The organism is Faecalibacterium sp. I2-3-92 (genome assembly GCF_023347315.1).
GTDB lineage: Bacteria > Bacillota > Clostridia > Oscillospirales > Ruminococcaceae > Faecalibacterium > Faecalibacterium duncaniae.
The window spans coordinates 2,150,740-2,171,957 of record NZ_CP094470.1 but is presented as its reverse complement, the minus strand read 5'-3'; the positions used below and the strand labels follow the sequence as shown (position 1 = coordinate 2,171,957).

Annotated in this window: 20 protein-coding genes; 11 read left to right on the top strand and 9 right to left on the bottom strand. The window is 57.9% G+C overall.

Annotated elements, in window-relative coordinates; all coding sequences use genetic code 11:
• Positions 1 to 26 precede the first annotated feature (26 nt).
• Genes MTP42_RS10645 through MTP42_RS10635 form a run of 3 tightly spaced genes read right to left on the bottom strand, consistent with a single transcriptional unit; the run spans position 27 to position 2,443 of the window.
• Positions 27 to 761, bottom strand: a complete 735-nt coding sequence (locus MTP42_RS10645; protein ID WP_156058443.1) for an ABC transporter permease — start codon at positions 759 to 761, stop codon at positions 27 to 29.
• Positions 762 to 765: 4 nt separating this feature from the next.
• The gene (locus MTP42_RS10640; RefSeq protein ID WP_249257286.1) at positions 766 to 1,515 is read right to left on the bottom strand and encodes an ABC transporter permease; all 750 of its coding nucleotides are present in this window, start codon (positions 1,513 to 1,515) and stop codon (positions 766 to 768) included.
• A gap of 1 nt (position 1,516) precedes the next feature.
• Positions 1,517 to 2,443, bottom strand: a complete 927-nt coding sequence (locus MTP42_RS10635) for an ABC transporter ATP-binding protein (protein ID WP_249257285.1) — start codon at positions 2,441 to 2,443, stop codon at positions 1,517 to 1,519.
• A gap of 165 nt (positions 2,444 to 2,608) precedes the next feature.
• On the opposite strand from MTP42_RS10635, the gene MTP42_RS10630 reads away from it, so the two are divergent.
• From MTP42_RS10630 to MTP42_RS10605, 6 genes are all read left to right on the top strand, one after another.
• Positions 2,609 to 3,328 carry a response regulator transcription factor gene (locus MTP42_RS10630; RefSeq protein WP_249257284.1) on the top strand — a complete coding sequence of 240 codons (720 nt, stop codon included), beginning with the start codon at positions 2,609 to 2,611 and terminating at the stop codon, positions 3,326 to 3,328.
• The gene (locus MTP42_RS10625; RefSeq protein WP_249257283.1) at positions 3,325 to 4,689 is read left to right on the top strand and encodes a sensor histidine kinase; all 1,365 of its coding nucleotides are present in this window, start codon (positions 3,325 to 3,327) and stop codon (positions 4,687 to 4,689) included. Before MTP42_RS10630 ends, MTP42_RS10625 begins: the two co-directional genes overlap by 4 nt.
• Positions 4,690 to 4,778: 89 nt before the next feature.
• Positions 4,779 to 5,720 carry an AEC family transporter gene (locus tag MTP42_RS10620; protein WP_156075957.1) on the top strand — a complete coding sequence of 314 codons (942 nt, stop codon included), beginning with the start codon at positions 4,779 to 4,781 and terminating at the stop codon, positions 5,718 to 5,720.
• A 211-nt stretch (positions 5,721 to 5,931) separates the two neighbouring features.
• Positions 5,932 to 6,126 (top strand): DUF3873 family protein, encoded by a 195-nt coding sequence (locus tag MTP42_RS10615; RefSeq protein ID WP_005931230.1) that lies wholly within the window; start codon positions 5,932 to 5,934, stop codon positions 6,124 to 6,126.
• 72 nt (positions 6,127 to 6,198) lie between these two features.
• Entirely contained in the window at positions 6,199 to 8,799 is a 2,601-nt protein-coding gene (locus tag MTP42_RS10610) for a peptidoglycan-binding protein (protein ID WP_249257282.1), read from the top strand.
• 3 nt (positions 8,800 to 8,802) lie between these two features.
• Positions 8,803 to 9,495 carry a peptidoglycan-binding domain-containing protein gene (locus MTP42_RS10605; protein WP_117476002.1) on the top strand — a complete coding sequence of 231 codons (693 nt, stop codon included), beginning with the start codon at positions 8,803 to 8,805 and terminating at the stop codon, positions 9,493 to 9,495.
• A 50-nt stretch (positions 9,496 to 9,545) separates the two neighbouring features.
• On the opposite strand, the gene MTP42_RS10600 is transcribed toward MTP42_RS10605, so the two are convergent.
• Positions 9,546 to 10,886: a D-alanyl-D-alanine carboxypeptidase family protein gene (locus tag MTP42_RS10600; protein WP_097773553.1), complete on the bottom strand. Its 1,341-nt coding sequence runs from the start codon at positions 10,884 to 10,886 to the stop codon at positions 9,546 to 9,548.
• Positions 10,887 to 11,046: 160 nt separating this feature from the next.
• Between MTP42_RS10600 and MTP42_RS10595 the strand changes: the two genes are divergently transcribed.
• Complete coding sequence (locus MTP42_RS10595) at positions 11,047 to 11,730, top strand: metallophosphoesterase (RefSeq protein ID WP_249257281.1); 684 nt, start codon at positions 11,047 to 11,049, stop codon at positions 11,728 to 11,730.
• A 147-nt stretch (positions 11,731 to 11,877) separates the two neighbouring features.
• Here MTP42_RS10595 and MTP42_RS10590 read toward each other — a convergent pair whose 3' ends face one another.
• The 5 genes from MTP42_RS10590 to MTP42_RS10570 all read right to left on the bottom strand — a co-directional run bounded on the left by MTP42_RS10590 (position 11,878) and on the right by MTP42_RS10570 (position 19,362).
• Positions 11,878 to 14,577 (bottom strand): leucine-rich repeat domain-containing protein, encoded by a 2,700-nt coding sequence (locus tag MTP42_RS10590; RefSeq protein ID WP_249257280.1) that lies wholly within the window; start codon positions 14,575 to 14,577, stop codon positions 11,878 to 11,880.
• Between the two features lie 403 nt (positions 14,578 to 14,980).
• Entirely contained in the window at positions 14,981 to 16,795 is a 1,815-nt protein-coding gene (argS, locus tag MTP42_RS10585; RefSeq protein ID WP_097770390.1) for an arginine--tRNA ligase, read from the bottom strand.
• A 162-nt stretch (positions 16,796 to 16,957) separates the two neighbouring features.
• Positions 16,958 to 17,431: a DUF1934 domain-containing protein gene (locus tag MTP42_RS10580; RefSeq protein ID WP_227611447.1), complete on the bottom strand. Its 474-nt coding sequence runs from the start codon at positions 17,429 to 17,431 to the stop codon at positions 16,958 to 16,960.
• Positions 17,432 to 17,450: 19 nt separating this feature from the next.
• Entirely contained in the window at positions 17,451 to 18,275 is an 825-nt protein-coding gene (murI, locus tag MTP42_RS10575; RefSeq protein WP_005931199.1) for a glutamate racemase, read from the bottom strand.
• A complete protein-coding gene (locus MTP42_RS10570) occupies positions 18,268 to 19,362 on the bottom strand; it encodes a D-alanine--D-alanine ligase family protein (RefSeq protein WP_097770387.1) in 1,095 nt (364 codons plus the stop codon). The genes murI and MTP42_RS10570 overlap by 8 nt, the downstream gene beginning before the upstream one ends.
• 306 nt (positions 19,363 to 19,668) lie before the next feature.
• Between MTP42_RS10570 and rpmG the strand changes: the two genes are divergently transcribed.
• The 4 genes from rpmG (at position 19,669) to rplK (ending at position 21,192) form a co-directional block, all read left to right on the top strand.
• On the top strand, positions 19,669 to 19,818 hold the full coding sequence (rpmG, locus tag MTP42_RS10565) for a 50S ribosomal protein L33 (protein WP_005920501.1): 150 nt from the start codon (positions 19,669 to 19,671) through the stop codon (positions 19,816 to 19,818).
• Between the two features lie 16 nt (positions 19,819 to 19,834).
• Positions 19,835 to 20,074 carry a preprotein translocase subunit SecE gene (gene secE / locus MTP42_RS10560; protein WP_005931188.1) on the top strand — a complete coding sequence of 80 codons (240 nt, stop codon included), beginning with the start codon at positions 19,835 to 19,837 and terminating at the stop codon, positions 20,072 to 20,074.
• 28 nt (positions 20,075 to 20,102) lie between these two features.
• A complete protein-coding gene (gene nusG, locus MTP42_RS10555; protein WP_005931184.1) occupies positions 20,103 to 20,633 on the top strand; it encodes a transcription termination/antitermination protein NusG in 531 nt (176 codons plus the stop codon).
• 133 nt (positions 20,634 to 20,766) lie between these two features.
• Positions 20,767 to 21,192 carry a 50S ribosomal protein L11 gene (gene rplK, locus MTP42_RS10550; protein WP_005931181.1) on the top strand — a complete coding sequence of 142 codons (426 nt, stop codon included), beginning with the start codon at positions 20,767 to 20,769 and terminating at the stop codon, positions 21,190 to 21,192.
• Positions 21,193 to 21,218: the final 26 nt, after the last annotated feature.

Sequence of the window (21,218 nt, the reverse complement as noted above, 5' to 3'; positions counted from 1 at the left end):
CCGTGCAAGGAACTCTCCCCTTTGTGCTATGCCCGGACATCCCGTTTTTTCAGCAGGAGCCATGCCAGAAGGAACATCGTCCCCAGCCAGAAGATGCAGCTGAAGGCAAACAGCCCGTAGCTGCCCGCCAGAACATCCGCGCTTTTGTTGGAGTTCATACCCAGCTGCATCAGGGAATAGGGCCACAGGAGCCCAAAGCCTTTGGAGCTGATAAAGATGCCGGTAATCCCGCCCAGCAGCCCCAGAAAAATGGGCACGGCAAAGCTGCGGATGACCATGGCCAGCACCAGCTGTGCGGCAATGACAGCCAACGCACCCAGCAGTCCCCGCAGTAAAAACAGAGGTAAGGTGACCGGCGGCAGCCCGGGCAGATGGGCAAATACCCTGCCGCAGAACACGAACAGTGCAAACACAAAACCGTGGGTCAGCAGCGCCAGCTTTGTCACCACCGCAAACTTTGCTGCAAACAGGTCCAGCGGCGGTACAGGGCTTGCCATGATCAGGTTCCAGTTGTGCCCCAGATGTTCCAGCCGCCACAAGTAGGCAGCATAGGTGGCTACCATGGCAGGGAAGAAGAGCATGGAATAAAACAGGGTGTGCTGGGTCCACAGGCTATACCAGCCGTCGGTGAGGATCTCAAGATTTTGCAGATAATTGAAAGTACCGTAGGTGGCTGAAAGAATGGGCAGCACAAAGAACATTGCCCAGATGGGGGATGCGTGAAGTTTGCGGTTCTCCGCAAGAATACAGCGTTTCAGCATGGTTTTATACCTCCTCGTCCTGTACCTTGCGCCACGCAAGGGCAAACAGCACAGCGCCCAGCGCAAGGGTGAAGGCCAGCAGCACCCAGTTGAAGGGGCGGGTGCCGTAGGTGACGGTGTGGGTGGCCTTGTCCCAGTTCGCCACTTCGTAGGCGCTCAGAGGGATGTAGTACCCAAAGGGTACAAAATAACTGGCAAGCGGCGGCATAAAAGCAGAGAACAGCCCCACCAGTGCCCCTACAATGCCCACGCAGAGCGCCGGCAGGGGATTGCCCATCCACAGCATCAGCAGAAATTCGCCAAAGAAGAGCATTGCGTCCACCGCCAGCGTGCAGACGAACAGATAGCATAGCTGCCCAGTGGGAAAGGCTTCGGTATAACCATGGACACGCCCCAGCACCGGAACGCAGGCCAGCTCCAGCACCGTGACCAACAGCACCTCCAGCACCCCAAAGACCGCTTTGCCTGCAAACAGGCTGCGGCGGCTCTGCAGGGTGTAGAGCAGCTTTGTGGTGTTGCCTTTGATCTCCATATCCCACAGCCGGGAGGCCAGCACTGCCATCATCACCGGCATCAGAATGGCTTCAATGACGGGCAGGCTGTAAAGCAGGGCGCTGTAACCGTTGGCAAGCTCCTCCGGGTCTGCCGGGGCAAGGCCGCCCACCCACAGCACGACAATGCCGGGGATGAGCAGGCAGAGGGCAAGGTCATGCCTACGGTGGGCTTTTTGCAGTTCTGCACGGAAGGCTGCCATCTTACGCCACCTCCCCGCTGGTCTGGGTCAGGCTGAGGAAGATGTCCTCAAGGCTCTTTGTCTGCGTAGTCAGACCCACTACGCCCACGCCGCTTTCGGCAAGGGTACAGACCAGTGCCGCCAGCGCTTCGTCCGGCAGCGGGGGAAGCTGCAGGGTGTCCGGCTGGTCTGCCGGTGCGGTGGCTTTTACTCCCTGCTGCTGCAGGACGGCTGCGGCTTTGGGTGCATCCAGCACCCGCAGCAGAATGCCGCCCCGGCTGTGCTTTTGCAGCTGCTGCAAGGAGCCCTCGAACAGCAGTTTGCCGTGGTTCAGGATGCCCACCTGATCCACCATCTGCTCGATCTCGCCCAGCAGGTGGCTGGAGATCAGCACGGTGGCTCCGGTGGTCTGGGGCATGGAAGCAATCAGACTGCGCATCTCCTGAATGCCTGCCGGGTCCAGACCGTTGGTGGGTTCGTCCAAGATCAGCAGTTTGGGGCTGCCCAGCAGCGCCATGGCAATGCCCAGCCGTTGCTTCATGCCAAGGGAATACTGACCCACCTTCCGGTCAGCGTCTTTGGTCAGGTGCACGATCTCCAGCACCCGGGGGATGTCCTTCCGGTCCACGTCTTTCAAGTCAGCCACGATGGAAAGATTTTCCCGGGCAGTCAGGTGCAGGTAACCGGAGGGGGATTCGATCAAACTGCCGGTCTGCCGCAGCAGGGCAATGCGGTTCGATTCGTTCAGGGTGTGCCCCAGCAGCTCCACGCTGCCGCCGGTGGGGTGTACAAGCCCCAGCAGCATCTTCATGGTGGTGGATTTGCCCGCACCGTTGGGGCCTAAAAAGCCGTAAACACAGCCCTCCGGGACAGTCAGGTTCAAATGATCCACCACCGGACGGCCATGGTAGCTTTTGCAAAGGGCATGGGTCTCGATCACAGGTTTCATAAAAGGTCTCCTTTCGCATTCATGGATTTCGGAACGATGCCAGAATACACCCGCTGCCTTAAACTGACCGGAAGCGCAGCTTAAATTCCCCTTAAATTTGCAGGCGTTTTCCGCTGCGGCGCAAAAAGTGTGGTATAGTAAAGGCGGGAAAGGAGAACTGCCCTTATGGATACCATTTATGATGCAAAGATCCTGCTTGTGGACGACAACGCCGAGCTGCTGGCACTGCTATGTGAGCAGCTGCGGGGCGCAGGATATGGCCATATCAGAACTGCCCAAAGCTGCGCCGCTGCCCGCGCCTGCTTTGCGGCAGAACAGCCGGAGCTGATGATCTTGGATATCAACCTGCCGGATGGGGATGGATTTTCGCTGTTCCGGGCGCTGCGGGCAAAAGCGGACGTTCCGGCGCTGTTTCTCTCTGCACGGGACGCGGATGCCGACCGTCTGTTCGGGCTGGGTCTTGGCGCAGATGACTACCTGACCAAGCCCTTTCTGATGCAGGAACTGCTGCTGCGGGTGCAGCATATTTTGCAGCGGGCGTACCGGGCAGAGCTGTCCCGTACAAAACCGGCACCTTTGCAGCTGGGGGAGCGGTGCGTAGACCTGAACGATGCCATTGTTACCCTGCCGGAGGGCAAAACACTGGCGCTGACCGCTACCGAGCTGGCACTGCTGCGGAAATTGGCAGAGAACCGGGGACATATCGTTACCTACGATGCCCTTTGTGCGGCGGTCTGGGGCGCAGATTACTATGGCTACGAGAACAGTCTGGGGGTACATATCCGGCATCTGCGGGAAAAGCTGGAAGCCGAACCCGGTGCGCCGCAGTTTCTGCGGACGGTGCGGGGCATTGGCTATAAGCTGACAAAGGGGGAAGAAGCATGAAAACCTTTGTGCGCCTGATCCGGCGGTATGTGCTGGCGGCGGTGGGCATCGTTCTGCTGCTGCTGTTTTCCGGTGTTGCAGTGCTGGGCTGGCTGGGCTGGCAGGAGAGCTGCCGCTTGCCGCAGCGGGAGTATTCCTCCAGCGAGATCGCGGATTCTATGGTGGAGACCGCCGAAGGGCTTGCCTTTGGGGCAGAACGCACCTCACAGGAGTGGATGAATGGCTACGAGTGGGCGATGGTGCTGGATGATGTGGGAAACATCCGCTGGAGCTACGGCCTGCCGCAGGATCTGGACCATGCCTACACTCCCGGCGATATCGCCAAATTTTCCCGCTGGTATCTGGCGGATTACCCGGTGTTCTGCTGGACAGAACCCTACGGGCTGTTCGTCATCGGGCTGCCAAAGGGGAGCCTGTGGAAGTACAGCATTTACAGCTCACCGGACTTTGCCCTGAGCATGGTGCGGGTGCTCCCGGCAGCAGCGCTGGGAATGCTGCTGCTGGGTCTGGCGCTCTGCTTCTGGCTGAGCTGGCGGGGGGCAAAGCGGCTGGAGACCGTGGCAAACGGTCTGGATGCACTGGCGCAGGGGCAGACCGTCCGGCTGCCTACCGACGGTTTTGCCGGGGAACTGGCAGAAAAGCTGAACCAAACCGGGGCGCAGCTGCAAGCCAAAAACGAGATGCTTTCCCGGCGGGACAACGCCCGCACCCAGTGGATCGCAGGAGTCAGCCATGACGTGCGCACCCCGCTGGCGCTGATCTTAGGCTGGGCGGAGCAGCTGGAACAGGACGCACTTTTGCCGGACAGCTCCCGGCAGAAAGCGGCCGGCATCCGCACCCAGTGCGAAAAGCTCCGCACCCTCATTGATGACCTGAACCTGACCAGTAAGCTGGAATACGGTGCCCAACCCCTGCGCCGGAAAGACCTCCGGGCAGGGCCGCTGTTCCGGCAGCTGGTGGCGCAGTTCTGCGAAAGCCCACTGGCAGAGCACTGCGGGATCACGCTGGAACAGGAAGAACCGGCAGAGCAGACGGTGCTTTCGGTGGATGAAGCGCTGCTGGCACGGCTGCTGGAAAACCTGATGAACAACAGCGTACGGCATAACCCAAAGCCGGTGAACATTACCGTGCACACCCGGCGGGCAGGGGAGCGCTTCTGCCTGACCGTAGCGGATGACGGTATTGGCTATCCTCCTGCCGTTCTGGCAGCGCTGAACGCTGCGGAGCCTGCCGAAAATGCGCCCCATATCCTTGGCCTATATGTAGTGCAGCAGATCGCCGCCGCCCATGGCGGCAGGGCAGTGTTCGGACAGAACACCCCCCACGGTGCCAAAGCGGTGGTGTACCTGCCGCTGGGCTGAAAATTTATCGGAATTCTTGCTTTTCCCGGCCGGATTTCTTATACTTTGAACAAAGAAGTCTTTTTTTGGTGCAAAACACAGGAGGAATCATGGCTGAAATTTCAAGTCTGCTGACATTGCAGGGCCAGCTTGCGCTGCTGACCCTCATTGGCTTTTTTCTGGCCCGCAAGGGCATCATCAATGCGCAGGGACGCAAGTGCCTGACTGACCTGCTCATCAATGTCATCCTGCCCGCGAACATCATCCAGTCGTTTCTGGTGGAGTTCAGCTGGGATGTGCTGAAGAGCAGCGCGTCGATCCTTGTGATCTCGCTGGCGCTGCAGATCGGCTGTGTGGTGCTGTGTGCCCTGGGCTACAACTGGCTGCCCTTTGCAAGGCGGAGCGTTTACCAGTATGGCACGGTCTGCTCCAACGGTGCGTTTCTGGGCAGCGCACTGGTGGACGGCATCTGGGGCAGCAGCGGCCTGCTGCTCAGCTCCATCTACCTTATCCCCCAGCGTGTGGCAATGTGGTCGGTGGGCGTGAGCTACTTTCTGCAGGACGAAAAGCCCGCTTCCAAAGAGGAGATGCGGGCAGACCGCAGGGCCGTGCTGCGGAAAACATTCACCCACCCCTGCATCCTGGCGGTCGTGGTGGGCATGGTGTTGATGGCCTCTCAGCTGCCGCTGCCCGGCTTTTTGGGCCGCACCGTCAAGAGCCTGAGCAATTGCAACATGGGTGTTTCCATGATCCTGATCGGTGCCATCATCGGCAGCAGCCGGATGGGCAAACTCTGGGATAAGGACTGCTTCCTCTACTGCCTCATCCGGCTGGGGCTCATCCCGGCGGCGGTGCTGCTGGGCTGCAGGCTCTGCGGCGCGGAGAGCCTTGTGACCGGTGTTTCCGTGGTATTGGCAGCCATGCCCATGGGCGGTGTGACTGCCGTTCTGGCGGAAAAGTACGGCGGGGATTCCGCCTTTGCCAGCAAGTGCGTGGCGGTCTCCACGGTGCTCTCCCTCATCACCACACCGCTGTGGTGCATGGTCGTGTAAGGGTGGGGCCGACCGCTACGCCCACACCCGGAACCTGCGGCAAAATGTGAAAAACACCTTGTCAATGGCAATCATGGCCGAAGAATCACGGTTCTTTTTGTCCAATCGGCGAATAGCCTTTGCCGCCGGATGGTGATACAATAGGCAAGGTGTTGCGCGGCGGTGCCGCAGAATGCCATAACATGACAAAAACAAGGAGAGCGCGTGGAAAATGGAACCATTTTATCTGATGCCCGGGCAGGAACGCTGTGAACAGTTTAAGGATGCGAACGGTGTGCCCAAAGTCCGCTACTCCTATTGTTCGCTGAACGGGGCGCTGTTCCGCTGTGTGAGCCGCAGCGTGGAAGAAGCCGAGCGCCTGTGCGAGGACTGGCTGGTGGGTCAGGACCGCTGCTACATCAACTGAAAAATGCACCCTCTGCTCCTTTGCGGAATAAGCTGTAAGAGAATCAGCTTATCGGCAAAGGAGTTTTTTTATATGATGAATGGCATCCTGCGTATCCAAACCTATCGGCCCCGGCAGTCGGCTCCGGTGGAGGGAGTAACTGTTGTGATCACCGGCAGCGACTTCACGGCTCACCGCATCACCGATGCCGAGGGCAATGCCGAGGATGTGGCCATCTGTGCCCCGGCCTGCGCCCTCTCGCTGGACGAGAACAACACCACGACCCTGCCCTATGCCGTGTGCAGCCTGACGGCCCGCAAGCCGGGCTACCGCACCGTCCGCATCCAGGGCATCCAGATCTTTGCCGGGCAGGTCACGCTGGCCCGGCCTGAGATGATCCCGGACACCGAGGAGGGAAAAGACATTGTCGACCCGCCTGTGATCATCCCCACCCACGCTCTGTTTGCGGGGAACGGCGGCAGCGGCCCGGCTCCCACCAATCCATGCACCGGCAGCCGGGTGCTGGACCGTGTCATCGTACCCAAAAATATTACGGTCCATCTGGGCAGGCCCGCCGCCTCGGCCCGGAACGTGACGGTGTCCTTCCGGGATTATATCGCCAATGTGGCTTCCAGCGAGGTCTACCCCACTTGGCCCATTGAAGCGTTGAAAGCGAACATCCACTGCCAGATCTCGCTGGCGCTCAATCGTATTTACACCGAGTGGTATCCCAGCAAGGGCTACACCTTCAATATCACCAATTCCACCAGCTACGACCAGTATTACGTCCATGGCCGCACTGTGTTCGATGTGATGGTAAAGCTGACGGATGACATCTTCAACACCTACATCCGCAAGACCGGCACCGTGAATCCCTACTACTCCGAATACTGTGACGGAAAGTCCGTTACCTGCCCGGGGCTCAAGCAGTGGGGCACGGTCACGCTGGCAAATCAGGGCCGCAATGCCCTGAGCATCCTCAAATATTACTACGGCAGCGATATCGAGATCGTCCGCACCAGCAACATCCAGTCCATCCCCAGAAGCTATCCGGGCTCCCCCCTCCGGCAGGGAGACCGGGGCACGGCAGTGTTCACCCTGCAGCGGCAGCTGAACCGCATCACCAAGGATTACCCCTTCCTTGGCCTGCTGACCGTGGACGGGATCTTTGGTAGCAGGATGACCGAGACCGTGAAGAGATTCCAGAAGCAGTTTAACCTGACCGCTGACGGCGTGGTGGGGCGGCAGACCTGGTATAAGATCAGCTATATCTATGTTTCGGTGAAAGACCTTGCAGAGTTGACCAGCGAGGGAGAAACGGCCACAGGCATCCTCTCGGACGGCACCTGGGGCGACACCGTCCTGCGCGTCGGCTCTTCCGGCAGCGCTGTGGAGCAGCTGCAGTTCTGGCTGAACACTCTGGCCCAGTACGAGAGCAGCATCCCCTCCGTGACAGTGGATGGCGTGTATGGCAGCGGCACCGCCGGTGCGGTCCGGGCCTTCCAGCGAAGATACGGCCTGTCTGTGGACGGTGTGGTGGGCCGCGCCACCTGGACAGAACTCTACGATCAGTTCCGCAGCATCCAGTCCGACAACGGCAGGCCCAACGCTTACCCGGGCACAGCTCTGCGGCAGGGCAGCAGCGGGCAGAACGTCCGGCTGGTGCAGTTCTGGCTCAAGATCGCCCGCACGGTGTATCCCAGTCTGAACACCCTGACCGTAGATGGGAAATTCGGCGCAGGCACGGCGGCAGCAGTGCGGAGATTCCAGAGCTACTTCGGCCTGACCAGCGACGGCGTGGTGGGCCGCACGACCTGGAACAAGCTGTATGAGGTCTACAACGATATCGCCAACCGGCTGCTCACAGCCAGCTTGCGTCCCGGCGAGTATCCGGGCATTCTGCGCCGGGGCAGCACCGGAACGGCAGTGCGGGAGCTGCAGTTCTACCTCTACCTGATGAGCGCTTACGAGAGCAGTATCCCCGCTGTTTCCATCGACGGCAGCTTCGGTGCGGCGACCGAGAACGCCGTGCGGGCCTACCAGCGCTTTGCGAAGCTGACGGTGGACGGTGTAGTAGGGCGGGCGACCTGGAATTCGCTCTACGGTAAAGCAAGCATCCTGCGGGTGTCCGGCCCGGTGGTCACGCTGAAGCGCCTGCCTTACCCGGGCACGCCGCTGGCAGTGGGGGCCACAGGGGACGCGGTGCTCTACTACAACCTACTTTTGCAGCGCATTGCCTACTATTTCGACAGCGTGGAAAGCCCGCCCCTGTCTGACCGGTATACCGACGAGACGGCAGCCTCTACCCGCAGTGCGCAGGCCCTGCTGGATCTGCCCGAGACCGGGGCTGCGGATGCAGAGACCTGGACGGCGGTGGAGGCCCTGAGCTTGCAGCTGGCCGCCGTTTCCCCCAACCCTGACCGGGATGCCGGGCAGGCCGATGTTTACCCGGGCCGCGCCATGAAAGAGGGGAGCGTTGGCCCGGATGTGGGGCAGATCGAACAGTGGCTCAATGGACGCTATATGCGGAACTGCGGCGAGGGCTATGTGGCCGAGAACTTCCGCTTCGGCCCGAAGGAAACAGAAGGGGTCCGGGCGGCACAGGAGCGGGCGGACCTGCTGGTAACAGGCACGGTGAACGAGGAGACCTGGGCCGCACTCCGTGCCCAGAGCTGCGAATGCGAGGAGGGATGACGGATGGCACGGCTGCTGATCTACGATGCCTATGAGAACAAGGTGTACACCTACAACAGCCTGAACGAAAACGACCCGATGCCTTACAGCACCGAGCGCACCCTGACACTGCGGGAGTTCCGGGGCAAATCGGGGAGCCCGGTGCTCTGGACGACCATCGCCGCCATGGAGGCATGGAACCTGACCCGCCGCAAGTACGGCAAGGGCATCCCGGTGGGGTATGCCTTCCGCCGCATCTGGGAGGGCGGTCACGGCACCCGCAGCCAGCATTACGCCGGCGTGGCCTTTGATGTGGGCCAGAGCCTGACCCAGAGCCAGCGCACGGCCATCTATAGGGCCGCCCGGTCCACCGGAGCCTGGGGCTATGTGGAGCCCCTGAGCCAGACCCCCACCTGGGTGCACTTTGACCGCCGCTACGGCACCCCGGCCTGCAGCGGCACCACAGCGGGCTACCCCACCCTGCGGCGGGGGAGCCGGGGCTGCTATGTGATGATCCTGCAGGATGCGCTTTCCACACTGGGCTACCAGACCGGCAGCCGCATCGACGGCCTGTTCGGCACCCGCACCGAGGAAGCCTTGAGGGGCTACCAGCGCCGCACCAGCCTGACGGTGGACGGCGTGTGTGGCTGCAACAGCTGGAAAAAGATCACGACAGCAGTGCTCGGCATCGGCAGAACAAAAACGACGATTGACTAAAAACAACCCTCTCCGTCATTGCGAAGTAATGACGGAGAGGGTTGTTTCTGTTATCTTCTATGGATCTTTCGGTTCGGTCTGCGCCCGTTCCACAGGTTGATGAACACCCACAGGCCGTAGACCGCCAAAGTGAGCAGGGAGAGGACGATGACCACCTTGAGATACAGGCTGTGGAAGAAGGCCTGCACCTTGGAGACTGTGAAAAGCAATGCGTTCTGGTGGACATCCTGCCCGGCAATGAGGTTCACCACGCCGATGGTCTCGCCTGCCAGCTTGAGCTCCACAGTGCCCACCACGTCGCCCTGCTGGATGGGGGCCGTGGCGTAATCGGGCAGGTGGAAATATTTCTGCGTCACCGAGCCATCCCCCGTGGAGGGCAGCAGGGTCATCATGCTGTCGGCGGGATAGAGCTGCAGGGTGTCGGTATCGGAGGAGTATTTGACCGGGATCTCCGCCAGCGCCTGGTCGGTGTCCAGCGCGGCCTGGATGGAAAAGCTCTCGAACACCCAGTCGATGAGCTTGGTGGTCTCGTACAGCGCCGGGCGGCGGTTGGAATAGCCGTAATCATCGCAGGTGTCGGGGCTTTGCATGATGCAGAAGATGTAGGTGGCCCCGTCCTTGTTGGCCCACGAGACATAGCTCTGATCGCCGCTGTCGTTCTTGTAGGCCATCACATCGCACATGCCGCCCTGCATGGCGCTGCGGTAGAACCTGCCGCCGCTGGTCTTGTTCAGGGCCACGTTCTGGCTCAGCAGCACAAAGCTCTTGGCGTGCTTTTCCTTGGCCGGCATCGTGAAGGTGGGGGCAGCGGAGATCTCCTTGAAAGCATCAAAGCTCATCAGGTAGCGCAGGATCAGGTACATGTCCACGGCGGTGGTGGTGTTGCCGCTGTCCAGCCCGCAGGCATCAGTCCAGGTGCTGTTGGTGGTGCCAATGCGCTGGGAGAGGGTGTTCATCTGGCTCACCCAGCCCGCCAGATCGCCGCCCGAGAGCTCGTAGGCCAGACCCATGGCGGCCTCATTGGCGTTGCGCGTCACCATGGCGTAAAGTGCTTCCCGGTAGGTAAAGGTCTCGCCCGAGCGCATGTCGGCATTGTCGGTGCTGTGGACATAGTCCGAGATGGCAAAGGGCATCGTGAATGTGCTGTCCAGCTGGTCGGCATAGTTGGTCAGCACCAGCGCAATGGTCATATATTTCGTCAGGCCCCCGGCAGACACCTGCTTCTCGCTGTCTTTTTCATAGACGATGATGTTGGTGTCGGTGTTCACGATATAGGCGCTCTGGGCCTTGACATCGTAGACCGTGCTGGGGTCGAACATGGCTCCGGCCGTCACGGCAAGGCAGCTGAACAGGACGGCAAGGGATAAAAGCAGTGCAAAAATACGTTTCATGTGGACAATTCCTTCAAAAAGCGATAATATATAAAATACGGGCGCTGCGCCCGGAAATGACAAAGAATGGCGAACAAAGATTCGCTCCTTTAATAATAACAGGTTTGCCGCGCAGAGACAAGGGTTTTGCCACGGTTTCACAAAGCGGCAGGAGGGGACTATGGTATATCTGACAGGCGACACCCACGGCGAGCTTGACCGTTTCAAGCACGGCAGGCTCCGCTGGCTGGGCAAACGGGACATTGTGGTGGTGCTGGGCGATTTCGGCTTTGTGTGGGATGGCAGCAAGGAGGAACAGAAAAAGCTCGATTGGCTGCGCAAGCGCCCCTATACCCTGCTTTTCCTTGATGGTGCCCACGAGAATTACGACCTGCTGGCCCAGTACCCCGTCGAGGAGCGGTTTGGCGGCAGGGTCCAGGCTTTGGGCGGCAATGTGTACCATATCTGCCGTGGCAGCGTGCTGGAGCTGGAGGAAAAGAAATATCTCTGTTTCGGCGGCACTGAGAGCCCCGATAAGGAAGAGAGGGAGGCCGGATACAACTGGTGGCCGCAGGAGATGCCCAGCGATGAGGAATACGCCGCCTGTGAGGCCAATCTCGAAGCAAACAGCTGGCAGGTAGATTATGTGCTGACCCACGATGCCCCAAGCAGATTCCTTGATTTTACTTCCCTCGCGGTGGGCGAATCCAACCGCCTGCACCTGTTTCTTGATAAGGTCCTGCTGAAGCTGACCTACGAAAAGTGGTTCTTTGGCTGCTACCACAAGGATGTGGCCCTTTCCACCAAGAGTCGGTGCGTCTTTTGTGATGTCATCCCCATGGGCGAGCGCCACGCGAAGCGGTAAAAAGAAAAGGTGCCCATGACTTTCAGGCCGGTGGTGTACATCATAAAAAGACGAAGAAGATCGTGAACACTCTATTGGGTTCACCAATAAACAGCAGGAAGCCCCCTTGACAGTGTAATCGTCAGGGGGCTTTCTGCCTGCCAGGGGTTAGTTCTTGAGTGTCTGCGCCTTGCGCCAGATCTGGATCACTTCCCAGTAACTTACAGGAGCATCTGCAGTTTTATTGGAGGGAAGCAGCTGGTTCTCAGAAGCCCAGGTGAGAGCCTTCTGTGCGTCAGTGGCATCCGTGTCCAACGCAGCAGCGGGAACAGGCTTGCCGGCATCATCCCACACCAGTTCGGCAAGTTCGGTGGCATTGGCGGGGATCGCTGCGCCATCGGGGAGAATACGCTTCAGATAAAGCTCCGTACCGATTCGGCAGCCCTGCCATGTCAATACGGCGGCAGCACCAATGAACATAACGGTGCCCAGAATGCCAGAACCACCATCTTCGATGGAAGCGTCTTTTGTCATGGCTTCCATTGTTACACCCTTTTCACCTGCGGGCATTTGAAAGCGCAATGGATTTTGTTTGACATCAATCGAATCGTCCAAACCGCTGACCAACCATTGATCGAACGCAATGGCATCGCTCTGGCTGATGTAGGTGACAGTTACACTGGCGTTTTCAGGCACCTTTGCAACCAGATCACCAATCTCGTTTCTCCCAGCATGGATCTCTTCGCCATCATGCTCAATGAGAACGGCAGCATTCTTAATGGTCAGGGGATAAAGCTCTGCAGTGGGAACAATGGAAGCAGCTTTTTGATGAATTTCAAACGTGCCTCCGTCCACGATGGCAGAGAGCAGATTGGGACTATTGGAATGAATCTTTACCTTTACGGTATACCTGCCTGCTTTTGTGGGAGTGACGACTTCTTCTCCCATATCGTTGAGATAGACAAGCTCAAGTTTGATCTCGTCAGATTGCAAAAGAGCATTCAGCCTGCTGTCCGCCCGGACAGTCACTGTGGCCGTATGATCATTGCCTTCCTCTTCCACAGCGTCCTCTGGCAGGGTGACAGCGAGTTCGTTCTGGAAAGTATCATTGGTGATGGTAACGGGGTGGATCGTAATCTTTTCCGGAATGTCGATTCGGACGGTATCACCCTGAATGATTCGCAGGGTGTATGTTCCGGCATCTTTTGGAAGCTCATTGAATTCTTCTTCGTTTGAGGTGCCTGCGTTCCTGACATATCTTACAATGTAATCTGTGATGCGTGTATCCTTGGGCTCGATCCTGATATCGATATTGTCCCCATAGGAATAGTCCGCTAGACCGCTGATGGTGAAATCACCGGTGTCATAATTTGTGTGTTCGACAGTGGTCAGAGTTACGGCTGTATCATCCTGACCTGCAACAAAAGTATAGGTGGTATTGTCTGCACTCACAGTGCCGCTGCCCCCTGCCCAGGTATAACGATCTCTGTATTGAGGATCGCTGACGGTCAATTCCACAGTTTTACCGATTGTGACAATGAATTTGCCATCGTTGATGGGAACGCTGCTGCCATCAACCTTGGCAGTAACGGTACGGATGTCGCTGGTTACTGTAACATCAATAGAACCAGGTGCTACAGGGACATTTTGTAGGCCAGAATCCGTGGAAATAGCGTTCCATTGAGAACGAGAGCCTGAATACTCTATGTTATTCAATGCTGTGCAATTGGAAAATGCATCCTCGGGAATCTTTGTTACACTGCTGGGAATTGCAATCCGTTCGAGCTGCTCGCAGCCAGCAAAAGCATCATCGAGGATCTGTGTGATACCCTCTGGAATATCGACGCTCTTTAAACTTATACAACCTGCAAAAACTGATTCCGAAAGTTCTGTGATCCTGCATGAGAGTTCAATGTCTTGCAGAGCGGAACAATTCATAAAGGCACCCGTTCCAATAGAAATCACAGAGTCTGGCATCTTCACAGAGGTCAGATACAAACAACAATCAAAAGCATGAGTTCCAATTCTTGCCACAGCATTGGGTGTTTTGAAGGCAGGATCTTCCCTTCGAGAAGGATAACGGACTAAGGTGTAATCACCATTTGCTGATTTTTCGTACAACACATTGTCTATTGCCGGATAGCTTTCGCTGTCTGATGTGATCGTTGAGAGAGCGAAACATTCGGAAAATGCATCGGTTCCGATCTGTGCCACATTGGCAGGAATATGAATTTGAGTCAATGCAGTTCCGGTAAAAGCCCGCTCTTCAATGGCAGTTACGCTGTCTGGAAGAGTAACGGTGTGCAAGCTGTAACAATAACGGAACATGCCGTCTGCAACGGATGTTACACCCTCTGGAATGGTGACAGTATCTAATTCTTCGCAATGATGAAAAGCCTCAGAGTCAATCTCTGTTACAGAATCAAGGATGGAAATATCTGTCAATTCGCTGCAAAACATAAAGGCCTGGCGGCCAATCTTTTTCACGCAGGATGGTTTATTGTCCTGAATGGTAACGCTTTTCAGTGAGGTACAATTATAAAAAGCATTGCTGCCAATTTCTGTTACAGTGTCGGGGATCTGGACACTTGTCAGGGTGTATCTGTAATTGTTGAACACCCGGTCTCCGATTTTTGATACAGGATATATGTAAGCACCATGTGTTACCTGAGCAGGGATCGTGATCCTATGTTCATTGCCCGTATATTTGGTTATTGTTGCAGTATTGTCAGCATTGAGGATAAACTGATAAGAACCATCTGTATATGCCATAGGGGAATCGCTTGCAAAAACAGTGACAGTGCCCACAGGGAAAAAGGTCAGCAGCATACTGAATGTCAGAAATAAGCTGAGTAGACGCTTTTTCATAAGAAAATCCTCCTTTGCATTTCGTAAAAGACTTGTCCGATGTGCGTCATAATACGAATGAATATGACGCTTTACACGAAATATTTTACAGTAGATGAAAATATAAAGTCAATATAATGGGACATGCTTTGTGAGAGAACACAAAAACTGAGAATTTTTTTATACGGAAGATACAAAAAGAACCGAGTCCTGTGATATATATGGGCTTTTGCGCACTTCCCAATCAGGGATTCATGGGCATTGGGGGAGTGATTGGTACGTGCAGAGCTTTCCTGGAGCCTGTTGCAGCAGGTTCATTGAAGGCTCAGCATACAATAAAAAATGAGATAGGCAACCCCTTTCGGGGAAGTCTATCTCATCTTTTCATTGGCACTGTTTTGCAACAGCCCCTTCTCATTCTCTTTTACATTTTTTCGGGGACGTTGATCTTGAACATAGTCAGCACATTGAAGATAACGTTCTTCACACCGATGCACAGGGCCAGGCGGGCCTGCTGCACGGCGGGATCTGCACCCTGGATGCGGCAGTTGCCGTAGAAGCGGTGGAAGGCGCTTGCCAGATCAATGACAAAGCGGTTGATGCGGCTGGGGTCGTACTTCTCAGCAGCCATAACGATCTCCTGCGGGAAGGCGGCCAGCATCCGGATCAGGTCCATCTCGCTGGGATCGGTCAGCAGGGTGGCATCTACCTGCTCGGCACCGGCAAAGGCCACGCCCTCGCTCTCCATCTTCTTGAGGATGGAGCAGATGCGGGCGTGTGCGTACTGGACATAGTACACGGGGTTGTCGTTGTCGGTCTTGACGGCCTGATCCAGGTCAAAGTCGATGCCGCTGCCTGCGTCGTGCATGTTGAACAGGAAGCGTGCGCTGTCGATGGGCACTTCCTCCAGCAGGTCGGTCAGGGTGATGGCGTTGCCGGTGCGCTTGGACATCCGGACAGGCTGACCGTCACGCATCAGGTTGACCATCTGCATCAGCACAACATCCAGATCGTTGCCGTTCAGGCCGATGGCATCCATGGCACCCTTCATGCGGGCAACGTGACCGTGGTGGTCGGCACCCCAGACATCAATGGCCTTGGCAAAGCCGCGGGTGGCCAGCTTGTTGTAGTGGTAGGCAATGTCGGCGGCGAAGTAGGTGGGGATGCCGTTTGCACGGACGAGGACTTCGTCCTTGGCTTCCTCCTCGGTGCCGTCCTCGGTCTTTTTCTTGTTCACGGTGCCGTACTTGGCAGCATACTGGGCGCTGCGGTACATAATGGCACCGTCCTCGGCTTTGTAGCAGGCTCCCAGCTCCAGCAGTTTGTTCACAACATCCAGGACAGCGCCGGATTCGTGCAGGGTGCTCTCGTGGAACCAGACATCGTAATCGATGCGGTACTTGCCCAGGTCGCGCTTGAGGGCCGCAATGTTCTTGGGCAGGGCGTAATCCACCAGAGCATTCTTCAGGGTCTCAAAGGCTTCGCTGGCAAAAAGGGCCTCTTCGTCCAGCCCAGAGCAGGCTGCAACGTACTTGTCGCCGTTGATCTCAGCAAACTCACCGGCCAGTACCTTGATGTCGCCGCCCTGATAGCACTCAGCGGGCAGGGGATAGGCTTCCTCGCCGCAGAACTGCTGCAGGTAGCGGACGGCCAGGCTCTTGCCGAACTTCTGGATCTGGTTGCCTGCATCGTTGATGTAGAACTCGCGGGTCACATCATAGCCGGACCAGTCCAGCACAGCGGCCAGGCAGTCGCCCAGAGCGCCGCCGCGGGCGTTGCCCATGTGCATGGGGCCGGTGGGGTTGGCAGAAACGAACTCCACGTTGTACTTGGCACCCTTGCCGTGGTCGGTGCGGCCGTACTCCTTGTTGGAGCAGGCACCCAGCACCACGCTGGCCCAGAAGGAGGGAGCGAGGAACAGGTTGATGAAGCCGGGGCCGGCCACTTCCACCTTGGCAAACACGCTGTGCTCGATGGACGGCAGATGGGCCAGAAGGGCATCGGCAATCATCTTGGGGGCCTTGCGCCAGGTGCGGGCACCGGCCATGGCCAGATTGGAAGCGATGTCACCGTTTTTGGTGTCGGCAGGGATCTCCACGATAAAAGCGGGCAGCTCGGCCTCGGGCAGAGTGCCGTCGGCCATGGCGGCCTTGGCAGCCTCAGTCAGCAGAGCGCGGGCCTCGGCCAGTGCCGCTGCCCGGGGGTTGTAGTTCTGATAGGTCTTTTCAAAGTCTGTCATAATTTTTATCCTTTCACGGGCTCACCCTCTCAGGCCGCTTCGCGTCCAGCTCTCCCAAAGGGCGAGCTTTTGACAAAACCACAAACTCTATAATTTCTGTCAAGACCTCCCACTTTGGGGGAGGTGGCATCGCGCAAGCGATGACGGAGAGGGTGAGGATGTTCAGTTGATGTGCTCGACCTGGATCTCAAGCGTTGTCCGATTGATGAGCGCCGTGGGGTCATCGGCATCCAGCAGATAGCTGAACTTTGCCGTGCCGCCCGCAGGCTCCGAGAGGTCGCACGCGATGCCGTCGCCGGTCACGCCCAGCGTAATGGGGCCGACCTCGGTCTCGTAGTAGCAGATGTTCCGGTAATCCCGCTGGATGACCAGCTGGGTGTTGACCTTGCCAAAGCGGAGCAGGGCCACCCGGCTGCCGTCCTCGGCGATCTTGATGGTGGTGGTGCAGCCTGCAAAGCCGATGGTCTCCGTCTCCTTATAGCTAATATAATAGGAACCGGCTTTTTTCAGGAAGCTGCCGTAGGTCATCAGCTCGATCTTGTCTGTCTCCTCGGCGGGGAGGGGCTCCGTGTGCTCGAACTGCTCCGAGACGCTTCGAATCAGGATGCGGTAATCTTCGTTGTGTGCAGTGCTCACAGTTTTGTGTTCCTTCACTTTAATATTTGTCAATGGCGATCTGCTCCACCTCGCCGCCCTTGTACTCGCCCAGGAACAGGTCGGCTGTCTGCACGAACCCGTCCGGCGCGTCACTGACATAGAAATGGGCCTGCCCGGCGGGGTGGTCGGCCTTGAGCCCCCGCTCGCTCAGGATGCGCTCCAGATGGTGGGCGGCAGTCTTGGCCGGGTCCACCAGCACCACGTTCCGGCCCATGAACTCACCGATCATGGTCTTGATCAGGGGATAGTGGGTGCAGCCCAGGATCAGGGTGTCCACCCCGGCATCCCGGATCTCCGTCAGGTACTGGGCAATGACCAGCTTGGTGATCTCCTGCTTGTCCGGGGCGCTGTGATCCACATAGCCCGCTTCCACCAGCGGCACAAAGAGCGGGCAGGGACGGGCGGTGATCTCCACACCGGGTACCAGCCTGCGCAGGAGCGCCTCATAGCTGCGGGAGCGGATGGTGGCCGCAGTGCCGATGACACCGATGCGCCGGTTCCGGGTGGAAAAGGCAGCCTCCCGGGCGGCGGCATCCACCACGCCCAGATAGGGCACTGGGAGCTTTTCGGCCTCAGCGGCGGGGTAGGTGCTGGACACCGTGCCGCAGGCCGCCATGATGCACTTGACATCCTTGGAGAGCAGGAACGCGATGTCCTGCCGGGCATATTGCAGGATGGTCTCCGGGCTGCGGCTGCCGTAGGGCACCCGGCCGGTGTCGCCAAAGTAGACGATGTTCTCGTGGGGCAGCCGCCTGCGCAGCTCCCGCACACCGGTCAGGCCGCCCAGGCCGCTGTCAAATACGCCGATGGGGCGGTTATCCATGCTGCTTTTCCGTCCTTTCCAGCGCAAGTTCGATCAGGTGATCGATCAGGGCGGGCACGGGGGTGCCCTCGTGCTCCATGAGCTTGGGGTACATGCTGATGGGGGTGAAGCCGGGGAAGGTATTGATCTCGTTGATCATCACCCGGTTGGTACCATGCTCCACAAAGAAATCGCAGCGGGCCAGGCCCTCGCAGTTCAGGGCGGTGTAGGCCATGGCGGCGTAGGTCTTGACCTCGTCCAGCTTTTCCTCGCTGAGTCTGGCCGGGATGACCACCTGGCTGACCCCGTTCTTGTACTTGTCGTCGTAGGTGTAAAACTCGGCACCGGCCAGGATCTCACCCGGGCGGGTGGCTACGGCAGGGTCAGAGCCGATGACGGCGCACTCGACCTCGTGGCCGTCCACAAAGGCCTCGAACACCACCTTGTGGTCGTTCTCAAGGGCCAGTGCAATGGCCTGCTTGAGCTCATCCCGGTTATGGGCCTTGGTGATGCCCACGCTGGAACCGGCGTTGGCAGGCTTGACGAAGATGGGCCAGCCCAGCTTGGCAATGGCACCGTCACACACGCCGTCCAGGTCGCTCTCGATCTCCCAGCGGCAGGCGCTCAGCCACTTGGTGTGGGGAATACCGGCTGCATCGAACAGGGCGTTGGCCACGGCCTTGTCCATGCAGACAGCGCTTGCCAGCACGCCGCAGCCCACATAGGGGATGCCGGCCAGCTCCAGCAGGCCCTGCACGGTGCCGTCCTCGCCCCACAGGCCGTGGAGCGCGGGGATGACCACATCCACGTGCAGCTTTTCCACCTGACCGGACGGGGTGAACAGGATCATGCCGTGGTCGGCGCGGTCGGGGCTGATGACGCAGGGCATGTTGCCGGGCAGCTCTTCCCAGCTGCCGTCGGCCATCTGGGCGCTGGTGGCCTCGGTGCACAGCCAGCGGCCCTCCCGGGTGATGCCCACGGTCAGCACCTCGTAGCGGGCGCGGTCCAGGTTATCCACAAAGGTACCGGCGGACACGCGGCTGACCTCGTGCTCGCTGGACATGCCGCCAAACAGCACGACGACACAGAGTTTATCTTCAGATTGCATCATGATCTCTCCTGATCTTATGGCCGGAAGGGGCGCTTTGCCCGGGGCCGGATTTTCTATAAGCAGTTATAGACACTTTATTATACTATATCTATGCGGCGGATTCAAGGCGTAGGCCAAAACAGGCAGGAGAGAAAAAATTCAAAAAAGTCTCAAAAACGCAAAAAATCCGCTTGACGAATGGCAAAACGCGTGATACAATGATATCACCTCTTTTGCGGGGTTATTAAGTGCGCCCTGTTTTTAGGGCGTGCACCGCAAGCCGAGGGAGGTTCAAAACAACCGTTATAATGGAGGTGTCAACAAATGACCGTTAAAATCACTCTGGCCTGCACCGAGTGCAAGCAGCGCAACTACAACACCACGAAGAACAAGAAGAACAACCCCGATCGTCTTGAGATGAAGAAGTACTGCCGTTTCTGCAAGAAGCACACGGTTCACCGCGAGACGAAGTAAGAAAGGCGGACGCATCATGGCAGACAAAACCGAGAAAAAGCCGGGCTTTGTAGCCAGAATGAAGGGCTTTGGCGCAAACATCGCCAAGTTCTTCCGCGACACGAAGAGCGAACTGAAGAAGGTCGTGTGGCCGTCTAAGGCGGACGTTAAGACCAACACCATCGTCGTGCTCGTGACCGTGGCGATCGCAGCCGTTGTGATGATCGCGCTGGATGCCATTTTCGGCGGCATCCTGGGCCTGATCATCGGCGCATGATTCATCTTGAAACGGAGGCTTAACCAAAATGGAAGAACAGACCAATGAGGCCCTTTGGTATGTAGTCCACACCTATTCCGGTTACGAGAACAAGGTTGCGAACGACCTACAGACCATGGTGGAAAACCGCCATCTGCAGGACCTGATCTGTGACATCAAGGTTCCTACCGAGATGGTGCCTGAGATCAAGGACGGCAAGGAACGTATGGTGGAGCATAAGCTGTTCCCCGGCTACGTTCTGGTCAAGATGGTCATGAACGACGATACCTGGTATGTGGTGCGCAACACGCGCGGCTGCACCGGTTTCGTCGGTCCCGCATCCAAGCCCGTTCCCCTCTCTGCTGAGGAAGTGGAGAAGATGGGCGTTGAAAAGGCGGCTCCGCTGACCGTCGATTTCAATGTCGGCGATACCGTGCAGATCACCGCCGGCCCGCTGGAAGGCTTTATGGGCCTTGTGGAGGGCATCGATACCGAGAGCTTCAAAGTTAAGCTCAAGGTCAACATGTTTGGCCGCGAGACACCCGCAGAAGTGGATATCGCGCAGGTCGAGCTGCCGTAACCAACCGGCATCCGTTTACCAAGGTAAGACCGCAGTGCGGTTCTTATAGAGCGTGTGCATCGTGTACGCGCTCGTGGGAGGCGTGGGGAGACCACGCCGCAACTCACCACAGATTTTTGGAGGTGCATTTACTATGGCACAGAAAGTTACTGGCTACATTAAGCTGCAGATCGAGGCCGGCAAGGCGACTCCGGCTCCCCCTGTTGGCCCTGCTCTGGGTCAGAAGGGCGTTAACATCATGGCCTTCACCAAGGAGTTCAACGAGCGTACCAAGAACCAGATGGGTTATGTTATCCCCGTCGTCATCACCGTTTACGCTGACCGCTCCTTCAGCTTCATTACCAAGACTCCTCCGGCTGCCGTTCTGATCAAGAAGGCTGCTGGCATCAACACCGCTTCCGGCAAGCCCAACAAGGAAAAGGTTGCAACTCTGACCGCCGCTCAGGTGGAAGAGATCGCCAAGACCAAGATGCCCGACCTGAACGCTGCTTCTCTGGAAGCTGCATGCAGCATGGTCCGTGGCACCTGCCGCTCCATGGGCGTTACCGTCGAGGGCTGAGACACAAACAGTGGGAGGGCATAACA